The 19,351-nt window shown below is 72.5% G+C and carries 14 protein-coding genes; 9 read left to right on the forward strand and 5 right to left on the reverse strand.

All coding sequences use genetic code 11. The features are described from left to right. Positions 1-573: 573 nt before the first annotated feature. The 5 genes from BCD49_RS04675 to BCD49_RS04695 all read right to left on the reverse strand — a co-directional run bounded on the left by BCD49_RS04675 (position 574) and on the right by BCD49_RS04695 (position 4,702). Positions 574-825 (reverse strand): hypothetical protein, encoded by a 252-nt coding sequence (locus BCD49_RS04675; RefSeq protein ID WP_007512265.1) that lies wholly within the window; start codon positions 823-825, stop codon positions 574-576. A 265-nt stretch (positions 826-1,090) separates the two neighbouring features. Next, on the reverse strand, positions 1,091-2,551 hold the full coding sequence (locus tag BCD49_RS04680; RefSeq protein ID WP_071041185.1) for a site-specific integrase: 1,461 nt from the start codon (positions 2,549-2,551) through the stop codon (positions 1,091-1,093). 103 nt (positions 2,552-2,654) lie between these two features. After that, positions 2,655-2,876: a helix-turn-helix domain-containing protein gene (locus BCD49_RS04685; protein ID WP_007512262.1), complete on the reverse strand. Its 222-nt coding sequence runs from the start codon at positions 2,874-2,876 to the stop codon at positions 2,655-2,657. A 310-nt stretch (positions 2,877-3,186) separates the two neighbouring features. Continuing rightward, the gene (locus tag BCD49_RS04690) at positions 3,187-4,110 is read right to left on the reverse strand and encodes a TRM11 family SAM-dependent methyltransferase (protein ID WP_083401251.1); all 924 of its coding nucleotides are present in this window, start codon (positions 4,108-4,110) and stop codon (positions 3,187-3,189) included. After that, positions 4,103-4,702, reverse strand: a complete 600-nt coding sequence (locus BCD49_RS04695; protein WP_007512258.1) for a hypothetical protein — start codon at positions 4,700-4,702, stop codon at positions 4,103-4,105. Before BCD49_RS04695 ends, BCD49_RS04690 begins: the two co-directional genes overlap by 8 nt. 349 nt (positions 4,703-5,051) lie before the next feature. On the opposite strand from BCD49_RS04695, the gene BCD49_RS04700 reads away from it, so the two are divergent. From BCD49_RS04700 to BCD49_RS41960, 9 genes are all read left to right on the forward strand, one after another. Further along, complete coding sequence (locus BCD49_RS04700; RefSeq protein WP_007512256.1) at positions 5,052-5,777, forward strand: hypothetical protein; 726 nt, start codon at positions 5,052-5,054, stop codon at positions 5,775-5,777. Beyond that, a complete protein-coding gene (locus BCD49_RS44790) occupies positions 5,774-6,784 on the forward strand; it encodes a pilin (RefSeq protein WP_007512255.1) in 1,011 nt (336 codons plus the stop codon). Before BCD49_RS04700 ends, BCD49_RS44790 begins: the two co-directional genes overlap by 4 nt. A 473-nt stretch (positions 6,785-7,257) precedes the next feature. After that, entirely contained in the window at positions 7,258-8,088 is an 831-nt protein-coding gene (locus BCD49_RS04710) for a hypothetical protein (protein WP_232793966.1), read from the forward strand. Between the two features lie 144 nt (positions 8,089-8,232). Then, positions 8,233-9,306, forward strand: a complete 1,074-nt coding sequence (locus tag BCD49_RS04715; protein ID WP_083401252.1) for a PrgI family protein — start codon at positions 8,233-8,235, stop codon at positions 9,304-9,306. Next, on the forward strand, positions 9,303-11,213 hold the full coding sequence (locus BCD49_RS04720) for a VirB4 family type IV secretion system protein (protein ID WP_071041188.1): 1,911 nt from the start codon (positions 9,303-9,305) through the stop codon (positions 11,211-11,213). The genes BCD49_RS04715 and BCD49_RS04720 overlap by 4 nt, the downstream gene beginning before the upstream one ends. A 139-nt stretch (positions 11,214-11,352) precedes the next feature. After that, the gene (locus BCD49_RS04725) at positions 11,353-13,740 is read left to right on the forward strand and encodes a type IV secretory system conjugative DNA transfer family protein (protein WP_442960462.1); all 2,388 of its coding nucleotides are present in this window, start codon (positions 11,353-11,355) and stop codon (positions 13,738-13,740) included. Continuing rightward, a complete protein-coding gene (locus BCD49_RS04730) occupies positions 13,737-14,708 on the forward strand; it encodes a replication-relaxation family protein (protein WP_007512250.1) in 972 nt (323 codons plus the stop codon). Before BCD49_RS04725 ends, BCD49_RS04730 begins: the two co-directional genes overlap by 4 nt. Positions 14,709-15,965: 1,257 nt before the next feature. Beyond that, a complete protein-coding gene (locus BCD49_RS04735) occupies positions 15,966-17,255 on the forward strand; it encodes an AAA family ATPase (protein ID WP_007512249.1) in 1,290 nt (429 codons plus the stop codon). 97 nt (positions 17,256-17,352) lie between these two features. Further along, on the forward strand, positions 17,353-19,266 hold the full coding sequence (locus BCD49_RS41960) for a hypothetical protein (RefSeq protein ID WP_116439369.1): 1,914 nt from the start codon (positions 17,353-17,355) through the stop codon (positions 19,264-19,266). Positions 19,267-19,351 lie beyond the last annotated feature (85 nt).

The raw sequence follows: 19,351 nt of genomic DNA on the forward strand, positions 1-19,351 counted from the left end.
CTACATCGCGTCGTCCCCGCACGCGCGGGGATCTTCCCGGCGGCGGCTTCCAATTGCCGGCAAGTGGAAGGTCCACTCGGAAATGGAAGATCGTCAGGGGAACCTATGGCGGGCGCCGGAGGCGCATCACCGGACAGCAAGTCTGGTAACCTTAAGTGTTCATTTAGTGACAGTAAACGGGTCGTGTCTGAAGGTTAAGTCGCAATTGACAACGTGACGGGCCTGTAGTCGACACCTACGCCCAGCCCGGGTGGCATCGAGGGGGATGGGTGCCGGTATGGACTCGCGGCCGAGACCCGTCTCGCGGGGGCACGGTGCGGGTGGTGGGTGTTCGGGGGTGTCCGGGGCGGCTGAGGGCCGTGGCGGCCCCGTCGCGGGCGTGGGTAACGCCGGCCTCGGGGTCCTACCGATTGGGTGGCACGGTAGGCATCCGCCGGGTGTTGGCCGTCGGGGTGCGGGTGTGGAAGCGGGGCCGGGGCGCGGCCCGGTGTCGGGCCGCGCCCCGGTGGGTGCCTCATTGGCGGGTTGTCCCACCCCGCCCCCGGGGCTGTGGCGGCCCCGGTGGCGGGTGGTTCAGCTTGTCGGTGTTGGTGGTGTGCCGACGGGGTCGGGGCTGGCGTACAGCGCCCGCTGGCTGAGGTGGTAGCCGGTTTTCCATTCGTCGAGGCAGGCGGGGCAGACGGTTGTCTGGTGCGGCTGGTCGTAGTCGTCGGGGGTGTCGGGGTTGGGTTCGGGGCAGCCGTCGGGGTAGTAGTCGACGGTTGCGGGTTCGGGATTGTCCTCGTCTTTGGCCGTGACTATCACGACCAGCCTTTCCGTGGGCATGGAAAAACCCCTTCAAGGGTGTGGGTTCTTTGTCCGGCCGATAGGCCGGGTGTTCGTACGGTAAACACCGTCTATTTCGCGGTCAAGCGTCCTTCGGAAATTGAACGAAACTCTTTCCGGCGGGTCTTTTTCGAGTCTGTCAAATATCGGGCCGGCCGGGTGTTTTCCGTTTGTACGCCGGGTCCGGCCGTGTGTGGTGGTGGGCCGTGTCGCCGCCCGTGCGGGACCGGGCGCTGGTACGGGGCGGGCCGGGCCGGCTGGGAGGTTAGGACGCTTGGCCGGGTCGTGGGGTGCGGGGGATGAGGCGGGCGACGTTTTCGGCGATTTCGCGGGCGAGTTCGGGCAGGACGTGGGTGTAGGTGTCGGCGGTGATGGTGATCGAGGAGTGGCCGAGCAGTTCCTGGACGGTCTTCAGGTCGGCTCCGGCGGCGAGTGCGAGGGTGGCGGCGGCGTGTCGGAGGTCGTGGAGCCGGATCGGTGGCAGCCCGGCTTCGGCCTGCAGCGCGCGGAAGCGGTCGGAGACGTGGTCGGGGTTGAGGGATGTGCCGGTGTCGTCGACGAAGACGAGGCCGGTGTCGGGCCAGCTGGGTCCGGCTTCGAGGCGGCGGGCGTTCTGGTGGGTGCGGTGCTCGCGTAGCGCGCGGACGGTGCCGGCGTCCAGGGGGATTTGCCGGTCGCCCGCGTCGGACTTGGGTTTGCGGAGGTGGGTGGCGGGGCCTTCCTGGACGATCTGCCAGCGCACGGTCAGGGAGGCGTGGGCCAKGTCGAGGTCGGCCCAGTGCAGGCCGCATCCCTCACCGCGCCGCAGGCCCCGGTGGGCGATGAGGTGGAACAGGGCGTATAGGTCGTCGGTGTCGGCGTGGTCGAGGAACGTTCCGATCTGGGTGGGCGTCCAGACCATGACCGGCGACGGGATGTCKCCGGTGGTCTGCCAGCGGGTGACCCGTTCGTCGGTCCACAGCAACGCCTTGGGTCGTTTCCCGGAGGGCAGTTCGACGTAGGAGGCGGGGTTGTGGGTGAGCAGGCCGACGCGGATCGCGTGGTTGAGCGCGGCGCGCAGGGTGGCGCGGATCCGCTGCTTGGACGCCGCCCCGATGATCCGCCGTCCGGCGAGTTCCTTCTTCTGCTCGGGGGTGCCGGTGGCGCGGATGCGTCCGATGGTGTCGTTGCGGGTGTCGATGGCGTCGAACATGTCGTCGAGGTGGGCGACGGTGAGCCGGTCCAGACGTAGGTGGCCGATCGCGGGGTTCAGGTGCAGGCGGATGTTCGCCGCATACCCAGCGGCCGTCGAGGTGCCGATCTTGCGGCGGCCGGACAGCCAGGTGGCGAGCCAGTCGGCGACGGTGATCGTCGGGTTGAGGTCCGCGCGCCGCTGGTAGCGGCGCCGGATGTCCTCCACCTCCGGCAGCGGCTGGTTCGCGCGCAGGGTTTCCAGGATGAGGTCGGCGATCCGCAGCCGGGTGGCGGTGTCGTCGGCATCCGCGACGGCGATCAGGTCACGGATGCGGCCGATCTCGGCTTCGGCTGCGGTCTGGCTGGTCAGGCCGCCCCGGCGGGCGAGCTGGCGGCGGCCGTCAGCCGACGGGGGCAGGTCGACCTGGTAGACCCAGGCCCCGTGGTCCGAGCGCCAGGCGCCGCCCTTGCGGCGTAGCTTCGGGCACCGGTTGCCGAGCTGGCGGCCGCCCGCGTCGCGGCAGCCGCACCGCTTGTAAATAGTCCCATCCATACGTCTCACCATTTCTAGGTGTGAAGGTGTTTCCCGCCGGTCGGAAAATCGGGCGGGTAATTGGTGTTTCCGGCGCCGATTTACGCTCGCCGCGTTTTTGCTGTCAAGCGGTCGGGTCGGTCTTCTCGTCGATGTGCAGGAAGGTGATGAGGTTGGCGGTCAGGATTCGGTAGCGGCCGGCGATGCGCAGCATCGGGACGGGGAATTCGTTTCGGCGGGCGAGTTCGTAGCTTTTGCTGCGGCCGATGCCGAGGATTTCGCCGGCGGTGACGAGGTCGGTGGTGACGCCGAGGGCGCGGATGTCGGCGACCGTCCAGGGCTTCATGGCGCTCCATACCTGCGAGCGGGGACGCACGGCCGGCGCAGGGTCGGGCCGTGCCAGGGGGTCGCTGGGACGCGGGCGGCCCAACCCGCGCCAGGGCGCGGTCGTGCCCGGGGCGCGCCGGGCGGCGTGGGCCGGCCAGGCCGGCCCACGCGCCCCAGGGACGTGGCCGCCGCCGGGCTGGCGCGGAGGCCGCCTGCCTGAAGATGATCTGAAAGTGATCTGAATATGGTTGTGGGTGCAACCTCATTCAGATGACCTTCAGATAGCGATACGGCCGGGCTGCTATCTGAATGTCCAGGCCAGCGGCGGTTCAGACAGGATCCGGCCGGCGGTCGAAGGACTCCTCGGCCCGCCCGTCGGGCCGAGGAGCGAGCGTTAGGAGGAGGACGTCCTCGTGCGCCAAGACGTGTAGAGGCCGTCCGGTCTGCCAGGCGGTGCGGGCGTTGTGCAGCGCGAAGAAGGTGGTGCGGGGCACGAGTCCGGTGTCGCGGAGGCCGGCGAGGAGGGCTTCGGCGCGGCCGGCGCGTACCAGTCCGCTGGCGGGTGCCCGTTCGGTGATGGCGCCGGGGAGGTCGATGAGTTCGCCGTCGTGGCGGTAGGGGCGCACGGTGACGGCGACGAGTCCGTCGGGGCGTAGGAGGGCGGCGGTGGCGGTGAGAATGGTGCTGAATCCGGTGAGCAGTTCGGGTAGGTCGCTGTGGGCGAGGTTTCCGCGGCGGGRCTGGCCGTAGTGGTAGTCGCGTTTGTGGACGCCGTTGTCGCGGTGGGCGTCGACCTGCCCGTGGGTGGCTTTCCCGTATGGCGGGCTGGTGAGTACCAGTGCGATGTTTCCCGTGGCGGGTCGGCCGTGTACGGCGGGAAACTGGGTGGCGAGAGTGGATAGGTCGCGGGCGTCGCCGGTGAGCACGGTGGCGGTTCCGGTGGCGCCTTGGCTTGCCGCGTGGGTGATGTTGGCGCGGGCGACAGTTGCCCAGCGGGGTTCGTATTCGATGCCGAGGCCGTGGCGGCCGAGGTGGATGGCCTCGACCAACGTGGTGCCGATGCCGCACATCGGGTCGAGGACCAGGTCGCCCGGCCGGGTGAACGTGGCGATGAGCCGGGCGGCGAGCGCGGGCAGCATCTTCGCCGGGTGGGCGGTGGACGCGGGGGTGTACCGGTCCTTGCGCTGGACGCGGGGATGGTGCTGGGAGACGGGCCAGACCGTCAGCGGTGAGGGCACGATTGGCTCAGGCACGGTGGCCTCCCGGGGTGGTGAAGACCGCAAGGTCGACATGAACGGCCGTGAGGAACTGACCGGCGGTGGTGCGGCTGGCGGGCGGGGGTGTGAGCGCGCCGCTGCTGATCGGGGTGGTGAGGGCGACGATGTGCTGTAGGTAGCGCAGCCCGGCTGCCCGGGCGGCGGCGATCGTCGCGGCGAGTGGGTCGAGCGGCCCGCTGGCCGGTGGGTGGACGGTGAGCAGGAACCCGCCGGGCCGCAGCTGTGCGGCGAGGCCGACGAACCGTGGCAGGAGCGTCGTCGGCGCGGTCGGGGTCGGGGTCGGGTGGTCGATGACCAGCCCTGCCGGGCCGCTCCACCCGGTCCGGGAGGTCGTCTCCGCGGTGTCGAGGGCATGGTGGCGGCGCTGCAGATAGCTCGCGGCGTCGGCGAGCCCGGCAGGCCCGCCGACGGTGAGGACGAGGTCCTCGGAACTGGTGAAGGTCGCGATAGCTCTGGCCGCCGCCGCCGGCGGCAACAGCCCGGGCTGGGTGGGGGTGGGGGTGGTCCAGACGGTGAGGGGCACGAGACGGGCGGGGTCGCCGAGCTCGGCCCAGTGCTGTGCTGGCAAGGGGAACAACGCTCCCAAGAGGGGCGGCGGAACGCCGAGCGTCGCGAACCCGAATCCGAACGACAGGAAAGGGTGGGCGTGCGCAGGCGCCGCCTGGGTGCATGCACCGCGTATTGCAGCACGGGCTGTCTGAAGGTGATCTGAACCGCCACCTCCGCCCTTTGCGCCGATGAAATGGTGCAGTCCGGCCGTGATCTGAAGGTCATCTGAATGTGATCTGAAAGTCGCGACGTGTGCTGCCTGAAACCGCTGGTCCCGACAGATTCGGCTGTGGGTTGAGATCACCTTCAGATGGGGTGTGGCTTTCTGGGTCCCGTCAGTGTTCCCCACACGGATGGGACGTTGTGTGATGACGACGGAGACCGGTGACAGCTCAGCGTTGGATACCGCCGAGAAGTCGTTCCTTTGCCTGACCGAGACGCCACCGGGATTGTCGCTGGACGGCCGGGCGGTGCACGCCGCCCTGCCGCAGCGGCAGGTGGGCCTACGCGAGCTGCGGGTGCTTCTCTCCCAGCCCGCGCTGCCCGTCCGGGCGCGCGACGCGGTCTGGAACGCGGTGCTTTCCGAGCGGGACGAGCCGGCGTGGCTGATCGGCGCGGCCGGGCTCGCGGTCGCGCCGCTGCGGCATATCGCGGCCGTACTGACCACTCCCGCCGTCGAGCGGGCGGATACGGAGGGTGAGGTACTGACCGGGTTCGTCGCCCAGGCCCGCCGGACGTCGCTACCGACCCGGGAGGCGCCCCTGCTGTGGGCGGGGCTGCGGGCCGGGCTGGCCCTGGCCGCCCAGGACGCCGCGCAGCTGGGATTTGGGGTGTGGCTGCCGGTGGTGGCGGCGATCCCGCCGTCGCCGTGGTGGCCCGGGCCGCGCCGGGTCCTCGACCAGGCGCAGCGGGCGGGGCTTGTGACCGAGGTGGAGCAGCGGCTGCTCGTCGAGACCCGGCTGGAGGGCCGGTCGCTGGCCGGGGTGGACCCAGATGCGGCTGAGGAGTTGGCGGTATGGCGGGCCAAGGCCGAGAGCCGGCTCGCCCAGGCGATCATCGAGGGCCGGTTCGCCCCGAAGGGCCTGCTCCGATGAGCGCGCCGACCGGGCGGGATCCGGGCGAGGACAGGGACCGGCGATCGCAGGAGAACGCGCATCCTCGGTCGCACGATGCGGGAGGAGCGCTACCGGCGCCGCCGCTGGGGTCGGGGGGCGAGATCGAGGCCGGATCGGCCGGCCGCCTCGGTGATCAGCTGCCGGCCAGGTTGGAGGGCCTACCGGCCGCGCATGGCCCCCGACCAGCCGAGGGTGGCGTTCAGGGCGGCCCGGGACCCGGCGAGTTCGAGGCTGATTCGTCGGACAGCACCTGGCCCCGGCTCATCCCCATCGCCAGGGAAGCAGCCCCCGCCCCGCAGCTCGCCGACCCGGCGGATCTCCATCCCACGAACGGCGCGGTGATGGGGCTGCTGCGCAGGTTCGGTCGTCGGCTGGCGGGGTGGTGGCTGGCCGGTGGCTGGTTCGGCGTGGTGATCGGCCTGGTCGGTGGGGTGTGGATGGTGATCGGGGTCGAGCAGGCGGCGGATCGGCCGGGGGTGGCGTTGTGGTGGCTGGTCGCGGGCCGCCCGCTGGTCGCCGCCGCGTTGGCGGCGTGCACGGTGCTGATCGCGGCGGCGGGTTCGGGCCCCGCGCCGTGGGACGGCGAGCCCTTGTCGCGGCGGGCGTGGCGGATCCGCGGCCTGATCGCGGTGGTGGCGCTGCTGGTGGTCTCGGCGGTCGAGTTCTGGGTCATCTTCACGGATCTGGCCTGGGCGTCGGCGGTGGCCCCGCCACCGCCACCGCCGCCTCCGGCTCCGGCTCCGGCGCCACGGGACACGGACCTGCACCAGGTGATCACGAACCTGCGGAACTGGCTGATGGGGTTCCTCGCGGCGATCGCGACGTTGTTCTTCACGATCGGCGGGGTGCGGTATTCGACCGCGAACGGCGATCCGGGCGAGATCGACGCGGCGAAGCGGGCGTTTCGTAACGCCGCGGTCGGCTACGGGCTGGCGATTTTGGCACCACTGATCCTGGCGGCGCTGCGCTCCGTGGTCGGTGGCTGATGCGCACCGCCCGGCTTCCCCGCCCCGCCCGTGCCCCGGTGCCGACCGCCGCAGGCGCGATGGGCACGGTCCCAACACGGTTGGCGCAGTTCATCCGGGATAGGTGGCGCAGCGGGCGGAGGCGCGACCGGCGCCGCTGGGCCCGGCTGGCTCTGCTCGTCGCAGCACTAACCATGGTGATCATCGGGGTGGTGGGTTCGGTGCCGGCGGGCGCGGTCACGGCGCCCACCTCGACGCCAGCACCCTCGCCCTCGCCTTCGGGGGCGCCGACGCCCGCGCCGGCCCCGCCTGCGCCGGCCGTGCCGGGTAGCGAGCCGGAGCCGCAGGTCCCGCAGACGCCGACATCGACCGAGCCGGGCCCGTCGCCGAAGCCGGGATCGGGGGGTGGCGGCTTTCTCGATCGCCTTTTCGGCTGGCTGCCGGGGGCCGGTGACGTGGCCGGCCTGGTCGGTGATGCGGTCAACAGGTGGCTGGTGGGGGTCGCGCAGGACGCCGCGCAGCCAGTGCTGCACCTGATGGGCCAGACGGTGTTGTCCACGCCGGACGTGACCGGGCAGGACCGGATCCGCGAGCTGTGGGGCGCCAGCCTGGTCATAGCGGACAGCCTGTTCCTGCTCGTGCTGACCGTGGGCGGGGTCGCGGTGATGGGGGAGGACCTGGTCCATGGCCGGGCGATGGCCCGGGAGTTCGCGCCCCGGATGGCGATCGGCTTCGGCGTGGCCCATCTGAGCCTGCTGGCGATGAGTCAGGGCACCACTTTGGCCAACGCGCTGACCCGGGCGATCGTCGGCCAGCAGGTCACCGCCGACGGAGTCACCACCATGCTCACCACGAACCTGGCCGTCGGCGCGTTCGTCCCGATCTACCTGGTCTTACTGGAGTTCGGCGTRCTCGCGTTGGCGGTGGCGCTGATCGTCGGCTGGATCATCCGGATGATCGTGATGATGGGGTTGGCGGTCGGCGGGCCGTTGATGCTGATCTGGCACGGCCTGCCGTGGACCGAGGGCCTGGCCGCGTTGTGGTGGCGGATGTTCGGGGGCTGCCTGGCGATMCAGATCGGCCAGTCGATGCTGCTCCTGCTCGGCACCCGGGTCCTGCTGTCGGCCGACGGCCGGCCGACATGGCTGCCGAGTACCGACGGGTTGTTGAACACCCTGGTCGCGGTGGCGCTGTTCTACGTGGCCGTACGCCTGCAGGGCTGGGTGCTCCAACTCGTGCTGCGCTCCACCGGCGGAGGCCGCTCCGCGGTCCTGACCATGGTCCAGTACCGCACGATCCGCCGGGCCATGGCCGCCGTCGCCTGACACCAAGCCAGGCGGCCGCTCTTCGGTGCTGCCTGACGGCGTATCTCGCCGCCCCGGTTCCGCATTCACCGTCTGTGGGTCCGCCTCGCGGTCCCGCGTCGCCGATCTCGTTTCCTTTCCCTCCTGCCCTGTGGGTGATCTTTGATGACTTTCCCTGTCGATCCTTCAACATCCCTCTCGGCCTCGCCGCCTACCGGCGGCGTGGACGGGTCGCGGGTACGTATCCCTGCCGATATCAACGTGGCGGACCGGGTGCTGGCCGGGCTTACCGTCCGCCAGCTCGCCCTGGTCGCCCCGGCGGTGCTGATGGCGGTCTGCCTGTTCTGGTTGCTGTCGCCGTACCTGCCGGTGGCGGCGGTCGCGGCGGTGTGCGTGCCGGTCGCCGGGGCGGGGATCGCGGTGGCATTGGGCCGGTGGGGTGGGCTACCTGCCGACCGGTACCTGGCCGCTGCGGCCTCCTATGCCCGGGAACCCAAGCTGTACCTCCCCGCCACCGATGACAGCAGTGTCGGCGGTGAAGCGCCGGCGGCGGGCTGGTTGCCCGACGTCGATAGCGCGCGCCGCGCTGCGGCGCCTGCCCGGCCGCTGGCGACCAGCGTGGACGCGGCAGGGGTCCTCGACCTGGGCGCGGACGGGGTCGCGGTCCTCGCCGAGGTCGACGGGGTGAACCTGACGCTGGGGTCGGTCGCGGAGCGGGCGGCGAAGGCGACCGCGTTCGCCCGGACGCTCAACGCCCTGGCCGGCCCGCTTCAGATCACCATCCGCGCCACGCCGGTCCGCCTCGCCCCCCACATCACCCGGCTACGCGACCAGGCACGGATCCTGCCCGATCCGGCCCTGGCCGCCGCCGCCGTCGACCATGCCAACTTCCTCGACGAGCTGGCTGCCGGGCGCACGCTGCTGGCCCGGCAGATCCTGCTCACCGCCCGTGAACCCCTCCCGGCCGGCGTTCGGGGCCGGGGCGGGGTGGAGGCCGCGGCCGGGCGGGCGCTGCGTCGGCTGGAGGAGGCAGCTGCGCTGCTGGGTCTGGCTGGGGTGACGGTGCGGGTGCTGGATGCGGCGGCGGTCAGCGTGCTGCTCGCCGGCCTCGCCCAGCCCGGCAGCCCACCGTCGCCGGACACCGTCACCGCCACCGGTCCGATCAGCGGCCCACCACCCTCGCCGTCCAGGGACTGGTGGCAGGACCTGTCCGACCCGATGCCCGGAGTCGAGCGATGAGCCGCCCACCGCGGCGCCGGCCGCGTCGGCAGAGCGGCGGGGCGTCGAGTGCGGGGCCGCTGCTGTGGACTCCTCCGGGCCTGCGGGTCGCGGCACGGCAGGTAGAGGTCGGTGGGGCGTACGCGGCGACGGTCGCGGTCGTCGGCTACCCCCGCGAGGTCGGCCCAGGCTGGCTCGAGCCACTGCTGGCCTACCCCGGCCGCCTCGACGTCGCGCTGCACGTGGAGCCGATCCCACCGCCGCTCGCCGCGGTCCGGCTGCGCCGTCAGCTCGCCCGCCTCGAATCCGGCCGCCGGGCCGACAGCGCCTCGGGCCGGCTCGCCGATCCGCTGGTGGACGCGGCGACGTTCGACGCCGCCGATCTGGCCGGCCGGCTGGCCCGCGGTGAGGCGAAGATGTTCACCCTCGCGCTCTACGCCACCGTCTACGCCGACAGAGCCGACGAACTCGCGGAGGAGAAGGCGCGGGTCACGGCGCTGGCGCACAGCCTGCTGCTCGCGGTCCAGCCCACCACCTTCCGCACCCTGGTGGGCTGGGCGTCCACGTTGCCGCTCGGGTCGGACCTGTTGCGGTTGCGCCGCACGATGGACACCGCGGCGCTCGCGGCCGGGTTCCCGTTCTCCACCCCCGACCTGCCGCTGCCCGACCCGCACCGGCCCGGGGCTGGTCCGGTCGTCTACGGCACGAACCTGCGCTCCGCCGGCCTCGTCGCGCACGACCGCTGGGCGCAGCCGAACTACAACTCGGTCACCCTCGCCCAAAGCGGCGCCGGCAAGTCCTACCTGACCAAACTCGACGTCCTGCGTTCCCTCTACCAGGGCGTCGAGGTCGCCGTCGTCGACCCGGAAGACGAGTACGCGCCGCTGGCCGCCGCCGTCCGCGRCACCTACCTGCCCCTCGGCGCACCCGGCGTCACCCTCAACCCGCTCGACCTGCCCGTCCACGCCCGCCACGACCCGGACCTGCTCACCCGCCGAGCGCTGTTCTGCCACACCCTGATCACCACCCTGCTCACCGGCGACAACCCGCCGGGCCGCTCCGACGGTGAGGGACTGGACGGGGCTGGGCGGGCGGCGTTGGACCGGGCGATCCTGGCCGCCTACCGCGCCGCCGACATCACCGCCGACCCGGCCAGCTGGACCCGGCCGGCCCCGCTGCTGCGCGACGTCGCCACCRCCCTGGCCGCCGACCCCGACCCGGCCGCGACCGTGCTGGCGGGCCGGCTCGGTCCGTTCGTCGAGGGCACCCACCGGGCCTTGTTCGACGCCCCGACCTCGGTGAGTCCCGAGGGACACCTCGTCGTCTACTCGCTGCGTCAGCTCCCTGATGAGCTCAAAGCCGCCGGCACCCTGCTGACCCTCGACGCGATCTGGCGGACCGTCGCGGACCCGGCCCGGCGGTGCCGCCGGCTCGTCGTGGTCGATGAGGCGTGGCTGCTGATGGCCCACCCCGCCGGCGCCCGGTTTCTGCACCAGCTCGCGAAGGCCGCCCGCAAGCACTGGGCCGGCCTGGCCGTGGTGACCCAGGACGCGGCGGATCTGCTCGCGAACGACCTCGGCCGGGCGGTKGTCGCCAACGCCGCCACCCACATCCTGCTGCGTCAGGACAGCTCCGCCGCCCGCCACGTCGCCGACGTCTTCGCGCTCTCCGACGGCGAGACCACCCACCTTCTTTCGGCCCGTCCCGGGGACGCGCTGCTGCTCGCCGGGCCTGGACGGCGGGCGGCGTTTCGCGCCGTCGCCTCAGCCGCCGAACATTCCATGATCACAACCGATCCGTCTGAGGCCGTCCGCTCTTCGGACTTCCTGCGGCCCGCCGCGCAGCTGACGGGTGCGTCGCAGCGCCKGGTCCGCAGGCAATCCCCAGCCGCAGCCCCGCCGCCGGCCGAGGACGCCGACCCCTGCTGACCTACCTGCTCTCGTCCTGCCGCTGCTCGTCCCGACGCTTGTGGAGGCCGTCGTGTCCGGTCCACCTTTCCTTCCCCCGCCCCCGTTTCCGGTGGCTTTCTCTCGGGTGATTGACGATCCGGTTGGGGTGCTGTTCCCGATGGCGTCGTGGGTGGACTGGCTGGCCGGCGGCCACCGGCTGGCAGCCGGGGCGGCGCTGGCTGCCGTGGTGCTGCTCGCCGAGGTGCTGATCACCGTGCAGGCGCGGTTGCGCCACGCCCGCCTGACGCGGGACGCCCGCATCGTGGAGGTCCTGGTCCCGCCCGAGGTCGGGTCGGAGGCGGCCGGCGCGTTCTGGGGACAGATGGCCGGGCTGCTGCGCCCGCCGCTGGCCCGGCTGATCTACGGCCAGCCACACCTGGGTTGGGAGATCGTCGCCAGCCAGGCCGGGACCGCGTTTCGCCTCTGGGTTCCTGGCCCGGTGCCGCCGGGGCTGGTGGAGCGGGCGGTGCAGGCCGCCTGGCCCGGCGCCCGCACCACCACCCAGCCCGCCACCCCACCCTTGGACGGCGGCGCGGCGGCGGTCGGTGGGCGGCTGTACTTCGGCCGCCGTGACGTCCTGCCGCTGCGCGTCGACTCGGGCGGGGATCCGGTGCGGGCGTTGCTGTCCGCCGCGGCCGACCTCGGCGACGGCGAGACTGCGGTCGTGCAGGTCCTCGTCCGTCCGGTGACGGGCCGCCGGCTGGCCGCCGCCCGCCGCGACGCCGCCCGCGAACGCGGCCACCAACCCCCCAGCGCACTGACCRGGCTGCTGTCCGACGCTCTCGACCTGCTGACCCCGCATAGCCCGCCCCGCTCCGGGGCCCGGGCGGGCCGGGTGCCGACCTCGCCGGAGGAGTCGGCCGCCTCCCGAGCGATCGGGGTCAAGGCGATCGGTCCCCGCTTCGCCGTCACCGTCCTCTACGCCGCCGCCATCCACCAGCCCGCCAACCCGCAGGCCGCGACACGGGTGCTACGGGGCCGGGCGCACGCGCTGGCGTCCGCGTTCGCGCTCTACTCCGGCCACAACTACCTGCGCCGCGCCCGCCTGGCCCACCCGGTCCCGACCCTGGCCGCCCGCCGGCTCGGGCGAGGCGGGCTGGTCGGCGTCGACGAGCTCGCGGCGCTCGCGCACCTTCCCCTGGACACCGCTGTTCCGGGCCTGGCCCGGGCCGGCGCGGCGGCGGTACCCGCCCCCGCCGCGATCCCCCACAACGGCGCGGACGTGAAGATCCTCGGGGACACCGACGCCGGGCGGCGCCGCCCCGTCGGCTTGCGGGTTGCCGACGCCCGCCATCACGTCCATGTGCTGGGGGCGACCGGGTCGGGTAAGTCGACGCTGTTGGCGAATCTGATCCTCGATGACGCGGAGGCTGGCCGGGGCACGGTCGTCATCGACCCGAAGGGCGACCTGGTCAACGACCTGCTCGCCCGGCTACCCGCCGACGTCGCCGACCGGGTCGTGCTGCTCGACCCCGACGACCAGGCCCCGCCGCCGTGTCTGAACATCCTCGACGGCGCCGACCCGGACCTGGCCACCGACCAGCTGGTGGGGATCTTCCGCCGGATCTGGGCCGACAGCTGGGGCCCCCGCACCGACGACCTGCTGCGCGCGACCTGCCTCACGTTGCTCACCCGCCCAGACACCGCCGCCGGGGCGGTGCCGACGCTGCTCGACGTCGTCACCGTGCTCACCGACGCGGCCGCCCGGCGCAAGGCGACCGCCGGCATCACCGACCCGATCCTCGCCGGGTTCTGGACCTGGTACGCCTCGCTGTCCGACGGCGCCCGCGCCCAGGCTATCGGCCCGGTGCTGAACAAACTGCGTGCCCTGCTGCTACGCCGCTTCGCCCGCCAGGCCCTGGCCGCGGGGCCTTCCACGGTCGATCTCACCGACGTGCTCGACCACGRCGGGCTGCTGCTGTGCCGGATCCCGAAGGGCACCGTCGGGGAGGACGCCTGCCAGATCGTCGGCTCGATCGTCCTGGCGAAGGTCTGGCAGACCGTCCTGACCAGGGCGCGGCGCGCTCCCGATGATCGGCCGGACGCGACGGTCGCACTGGATGAGTGTCAGAACTTCTTGACGTTGCCGGGGTCGATCGAGGACATGCTTGCCGAGGCCCGCGGCTACCGGCTTGGTCTCGTCCTTGCCCACCAGCACCTGCGCCAGCTGCCGACCGAGCTCGCGGACGCGCTCGCCACGAACGCCCGCACGAAGATCGTGTTCGCGTGCTCGCCGCAGGACGCCCGCACCCTGGCCCGCCACACCGCACCGGTCCTCTCCGAGCACGACCTGGCCCGGCTCCCCGCGTTCACCGCCGCGGCCCGGCTCGTCGTGCACTCCGCGGACACCACGGCGTTCACCCTGCGGACCCGGCCACTTCGTGCCGCAATTCCAGGCCGGGCCGGGCAGCTACGCCAGGCCGCCCGCCAGCGCACCGCCGCCGCCGCACCCACGTCCGCACCAGCGGGGGATCCCCGCCGCCGGCCGGCGGGTGGGTCGTCATGACGGCCCGCCGCGCGCCACGGTCGGCGTCGGGGGATCGGTTGCTGTGGGAGGTCGCGGGCCGGCTGACCCCGCGCGACCGGTGGCTGTTGACGATGCTCGCAGAACATCAGGTCCTGACCGGCTCGCAGATCAGCCGGCTGTGTTTCACCAACCCACGCACCGCCCAGAGCCGCCTCGCGCTGCTACACCGTCTGGAGGTCCTCGACCGGGCCCGGCGCTACTACGGCCCGACCACCGGGCCGCACCACTACACCCTCGGCCCTGCCGGCGCCCGGATCCTCGCGGCGCAGCGCGGGGTCACGCCGGCGGAGTTCGGCTACCGCCGCGACCGGCTGCTCACCCTGCTCACCTCACCGCGCCTGGCGCACCTCGTCGGGACCAACACCCTGTTCACCGCCTGGGCCCATGCCAGCCGTACCCTGCCCGCCGCCCATGGGCTGACGGTCTGGTGGTCGGAACAACGGGCCGCCGCGCTGTGGGGAGCGTTCGTCCGCCCCGACGGCTACGGCACCTGGCGCACCCCCACCCATCGCCTCGACTTCCACGTCGAATACGACACCGGCAGCGAATCCCTCACTCAAGTGATGGGCAAACTTCCCGGCTACGCCCGCCTCGCTGAGGCCAGCGGCATCGCCAGCCCGCTGCTGATCTGGCTGCCGTCCGCAGGCCGGGAAATCGCCCTCCGAGCGCGGCTCACCGCGGCCACGCACGGCACCGTTCCGATCGCCACAGCAAGCCCGACGCCCCTGTCCGCGACCCGGCCCGAAGAGGGACCCGCCGACCTGGAAGCGGCCCGGGCGCTCTGGCTACCGCTGGACGCCACCCGACGGGCCACCCTGCCCCAGCTCGCCGACCGCTACGGCACCCCCACCGGCCCCGCCCCATTCCCCGACGCGGAATCGGAAGATAACGACGACAGTGACGACCGGGATGCGCCCTTTCCCCGACCACCGGACCCGCGGCCGTGAAATCCCACCTCGCCATTCCGTCGGATAGAACCAGGAGCTAAATACGTTGGAAAATAGCCGTCCCGGGAATGCGTGAACGGCGCTACCATGAAACCCGGGACCGGCCGGCGCGGATTGGCCGCCGCGTCGGGTGCGTCGAGCCGGGCCGCGTCCACCCGGCACGCCGTGCCCCGACGGCCGACAGCCGGAGGCGGCGCCGCCCTGCACAAAACGGGGCCGGAAAAGACCCCTCCATAGGGGTAAGGAAGACCCACGAAAGACCCCTCGCTCTTTAAGAGCGAGGACGGATCGGCAGCCAAAACCCCAGGTCAGCGGCCCGCTGGGGGCTCACCTGCCCGGCCAGGCTCGCCGACGAGGAAGGACACACGTGCGGCGGGCGCCCACCCCTACCGGGGCGGACGCCCGCCGCACGTGTGTCCTTCCCAGCCGGCTATCCCGGCCCTACGGCCCGGTCCCTGCCCCGCACGTGGGCCTGGACGTCGGCCTGACGGGCCCGCGTGGCCGACCGTGCCGGCGGCGCGGTCGAAAGGCGCGACCGCCCGGACGTGCGCGCTCATCGCGTGGCGTCGCACCGGGGATCACCGCCTTTCTACGTGGGCATTTGCTAAAAGGCTACCGCCCGCCCCGTCGGGCAGCAAGCAGTTCCCATGACTTTCTACGCCCTTTTCTATCCGGGCGCACGCGGCTACCTCTCGCGGAATGAATGGGCAAGCCGTTTTTCATGACTCTTTTCGTTAGTTCGGCTAAAAAGTCTTGAAAAGGGGCTTCCCGAATACCGATTCGGCGAGCTAGCGTTTGTGGTGTCGGAAAACGGAACACGGCGAACGGCGAAAAGGCATAGGACCTTTCCCCGCCGGATTCCCGAATCCGAAATCCTTTCCCGCCCCCCTGTAGGTAGAAGGTAGGTGTGCCGTGCCCGCGACCGTGACCATGGTCTGCCCCGAATGCGATGAGCCGGTCGTGCCACGTACGCCGACCACGCCGGTGGTGGCGGGCCGTGTCCGCCAGCCCTGGTCACACCGCGACGGCGAACCTTTGTGCCCGGTCATCGGGCCGGACGGCTACCAGCCTGCCGCCCCGGTCCCCGCACGCCGGCCGGTCCGGACGGTGGGCGAAGTCCGACCTGCCCAGGTCGGACCCGCCGCCCGGGCCACTTGATCACCGTCACCTTCCCGCCTTCGGACGCGCCGCCCACCGGCCGCGCCCGCGCCCCGCCCTGCCCGCCACCCCCACATCCATGCCTGGGAGGACGTACCCATGAGCGCCGTGCCGTCGCCGGCCACCCCGCCGGACCCCACACCCCCGCCCCCTTCTGATCCACCGGCCGCCGCCGTCGCACCTACCCCGCCTTCCGCGCCGCCGGCCGGTCCGGCCCCGGACGTCGCCGCGCCGCCGGCGAAGGTGCCCCGGCTGTCGCCAGGTGAGCTGCGCCGTCAGGTCGCCGCGTTCCTGGTGTCTCATCCCGGTGCGCACACGCCCGGTGACATCGCCCGGGCGTTGGCTGGCCGGTCGTCCGGGGCGGTCGGCAACGCGCTGGACACGTTGGCCGCTCATGGCGCGGCGCGGCTGACCAGCGCCAAGCCGCGCAAGTTCAGTGCCACTGGCCTGACCGGGGCCGCCGCCTACAGCGCCCCGCCGAAGCCGACCGCACCACCCCGGCCACGGACACCCAAGGCCATCCCGCCCACCCCGCCGGACACCCCGCCCGCGCCGGCACCCCGCCCGGCAGCAGCGTCAGATCCGGCGTTGCCGCCGGGGGCGGTACGCCGCCCGGGCGGGGGGATCTACCGGCCCCGCCAGCTTGCCGGGCTGCCCGACGTGGAAGCGCTGCGCAAGCTTCGGGCCGCCGGGGTGCCGGTCCTTCTATACGGGCCGCCGGGTACCGGGAAGACGTCGCTGGTCGAAGCGGCGCACCCCGACCTGATCACGATCGCGGGCGACGGCGACACGACCGTGGGTGACTTTCTCGGGGAATACACCCAAGCCCCCGGCGGTGGCTACGAATTCGTCTACGGCCCGCTGGTACGCGCCATGATCGAGGGCCGCTGCCTGTTCATCGACGACGCCACGCTGATCAGCCCGGCGGTGTTGGCCTGCGTATACCCGGCGATGGATGGCCGGGGTGAGATCCAGGTCAAGACCCACAAAGGCGAAACGATCACCGCCGCGCCGGGGTTCTACCTGTGCGGCGGCCACAACCCCGGTGTGCACGGGGCGGTGCTGACCGAAGCGTTGTCGTCGCGGTTCGCGGTGCAGATCAAAGTCACGTCCGACTACGACCTTGCCCGCGCCCTACGGATCAGCCCCCGTGCGGTCAACGTCGCCCGTGACCTTGCCCGGCGGCGGGAAGCCGGCGGCATCGGCTGGGCGCCGCAGCTACGGGAACTGATCGCGTTTCAGAAGGTCGCCGCCGCCCTGGGTGAGGACGTCGCCGCCGCGAACCTGATCGGACAGGCCCCGGATGAGGACCGCGACGTCGTCGCGGACGTGGTCAAGACGGTCTACCGCAAGTCGATCAACCCCCTCGCTCTCGGCCGCCAGCTTTAACCCCCTCCCTGCCGGCCCCGGGCCCGCCCGCCCGCACCGCCCCGGTGAAAGCCCGGGGCCGGCCCCACCCTTGATCCGATCTTGTTGGGAGCCCGTGATGACCCGTCTACACGACGACCCGACCGCCACCGGCATCGTCGAACTACCCGAAGACTGGCTGATCCTGTCCGCCCGCCTCACCGGCGCGCTGCCCGCCCTGACCGACCGCGACGATGTGATCGTCAACTGCGCCCCGGGCGCGGGCCGGGGTTCGCCCGCCTGCTACCTGCCCCACCTCGGGCTGATCGAAATCGACGCGACCCACCTTGACGGGCTGAGCCCGACCGGCCTGGACCCGATGCGGCCGGCCGACCGGGACCGCTACCCGGTGGTCTGGGGGCTGCTCGCGCACGAAACCAGCCACGCCGACCACACCCGCTGGCGGCCCCCGGCGGGCACCCCGGCCCCGGTCACCGAAGCGGCGCTGATCCTGGAAGAAGCCCGGATCGAAGCCGCCCACCTTGCCCGCCGGCCCACCAGCCGGCGCTGGATACGCACGGCCATCACCCAGCTCATCCTCGCCGACTTCACCCCACCCACCCCCGAACCAACCCCAGATCCGGAACCAACCCCAGATCCGGAACCAACCCCAGATCCGGAAGCAGCCCCGGGTCCGGAAGCAGCCCCCACCACCCCGCCAGACCCGCCAGACCCGCCAGACCCGACGGATCCGGCGGCTACCGCACCGGCCGCTGCCTATCCGGCGTTGGCGTGGGGGATGACGGCGGCCGACGCCGCGCGGGCCGCGACCCTTTTGCTGGCCCGGGTGGACGCGGGCGTCCTGGACGCCGACGAAACCGCGAAGGTGCACACGGCGGTCGCCGACATCCTGGGCGAGGAGAAGTTCACCGACCTGCAGACAGTGTGGCGCGAAGCGCTGAGGACCGGCGACGAGGACGCCGACACGATGGTCGCTCTCGGGCGCCGCTGGTGCGACATCGGCGGGATCAACCCCGACCCGCCCCCCGCCGCCCCCGGCGAAGCTACCGACGCCGGTCAGCCGGGCGAAGGGGCGGGGCCGCAAGGCGAACCGTCACCGTTGGCACGGGCGGTCAGCGAAGCGCTCGGCGCCGTGCGCGAAGCCGACCGCCGCGACGATGAGCCACCGGACAGGCCGTCTGGTGGCGACCGGGAAGYGGAAAGGACGACCCGCGCCGACGCCAAGCGCCACGCCGACAGGGCGTCAAAGGTCAGCGATGATCATCGGTTCGCGGACGGCTACACCAACCTCGCCGGCCGCCGGGCGCCCACCGCGCGCGAACAGACCGCCGCCCGCCAGCTGGCCCGTGCCCTTCGCACCGCCGCCCGGCGTGAACCGACCACCCGCACGGTCACGTCGGCGACGCCGCCCGGGCGGCTACGGATGCGCGCGGCGCTCGCCGCCGACGCGCAACGCGCCGCCGGGGCCGTCCCCACCGCCGAACCGTTCACCCGCACCTTGCGGCGGACCACCCCCAGCCCGCCGCTACGGGTCGGGATCGCCGCCGACGTGTCCCTCTCGATGCGGATGGCGGCCGGCCCGGTCGCGTCCGCCGCCTGGATCCTCGCCCGCGCCACCAGCCACCTACCCGACGCCCACAGCGCCACCGTCATCTTCGGCCAACACGTCCGCCCCCTTGCCCGCGCCGGCCGCGCCCCCACCCACGTGACCGAATTCCAGACCGAAGACCTGACCGAAGACTTCGTCGGCGCCGTCGACACCCTGGACACCACCCTGGGCCTGTCCCGCCGCGACGGCGCCCGCCTGCTCGTCGTCATATCCGACGGCATCTTCGCCGGGGACTACCAGCAGACAGTCGGCCGGGCCCGGATAGACCGACTGGCCGCCGCCGGCTGCGCCCTGCTGTGGCTCACCAACGCCGACCACCTGAGCCGCTGGATGAGCGGCCTGACCGCCTACCGGCTCACCGACCCGGCCGCCACCGCCGACGCCATCGGCCGCGCCGCCGTCACCGCCCTACGCACCGCCTGATTCGAAAACTCAGTGAGTCGGCCCCGTTTCGTCACCCAGGTGCCGGAACGGGGGCGGGCTGGAGGGTGACGTGGTAGCCGAGTTG

It is taken from the genome of Pseudofrankia sp. EUN1h (assembly GCF_001854645.1).
Classification (GTDB): Bacteria; Actinomycetota; Actinomycetes; order Frankiales; family Frankiaceae; genus Pseudofrankia; species Pseudofrankia saprophytica.

What these genes read in the sequence shown, in the direction of transcription:
- BCD49_RS04685 (WP_007512262.1), bottom strand. Translation starts at nt 2,876, where the DNA reads ATGAAGCCCTGGACGGTCGCCGACATCCGCGCCCTCGGCGTCACCACC.
- BCD49_RS04735 (WP_007512249.1), top strand. Translation starts at nt 15,966, where the DNA reads ATGAGCGCCGTGCCGTCGCCGGCCACCCCGCCGGACCCCACACCCCCG.
- BCD49_RS04700 (WP_007512256.1), top strand. Translation starts at nt 5,052, where the DNA reads ATGACGACGGAGACCGGTGACAGCTCAGCGTTGGATACCGCCGAGAAG.
- BCD49_RS04715 (WP_083401252.1), top strand. Translation starts at nt 8,233, where the DNA reads ATGACTTTCCCTGTCGATCCTTCAACATCCCTCTCGGCCTCGCCGCCT.
- BCD49_RS04730 (WP_007512250.1), top strand. Translation starts at nt 13,737, where the DNA reads ATGACGGCCCGCCGCGCGCCACGGTCGGCGTCGGGGGATCGGTTGCTG.
- BCD49_RS44790 (WP_007512255.1), top strand. Translation starts at nt 5,774, where the DNA reads ATGAGCGCGCCGACCGGGCGGGATCCGGGCGAGGACAGGGACCGGCGA.
- BCD49_RS04675 (WP_007512265.1), bottom strand. Translation starts at nt 825, where the DNA reads ATGCCCACGGAAAGGCTGGTCGTGATAGTCACGGCCAAAGACGAGGAC.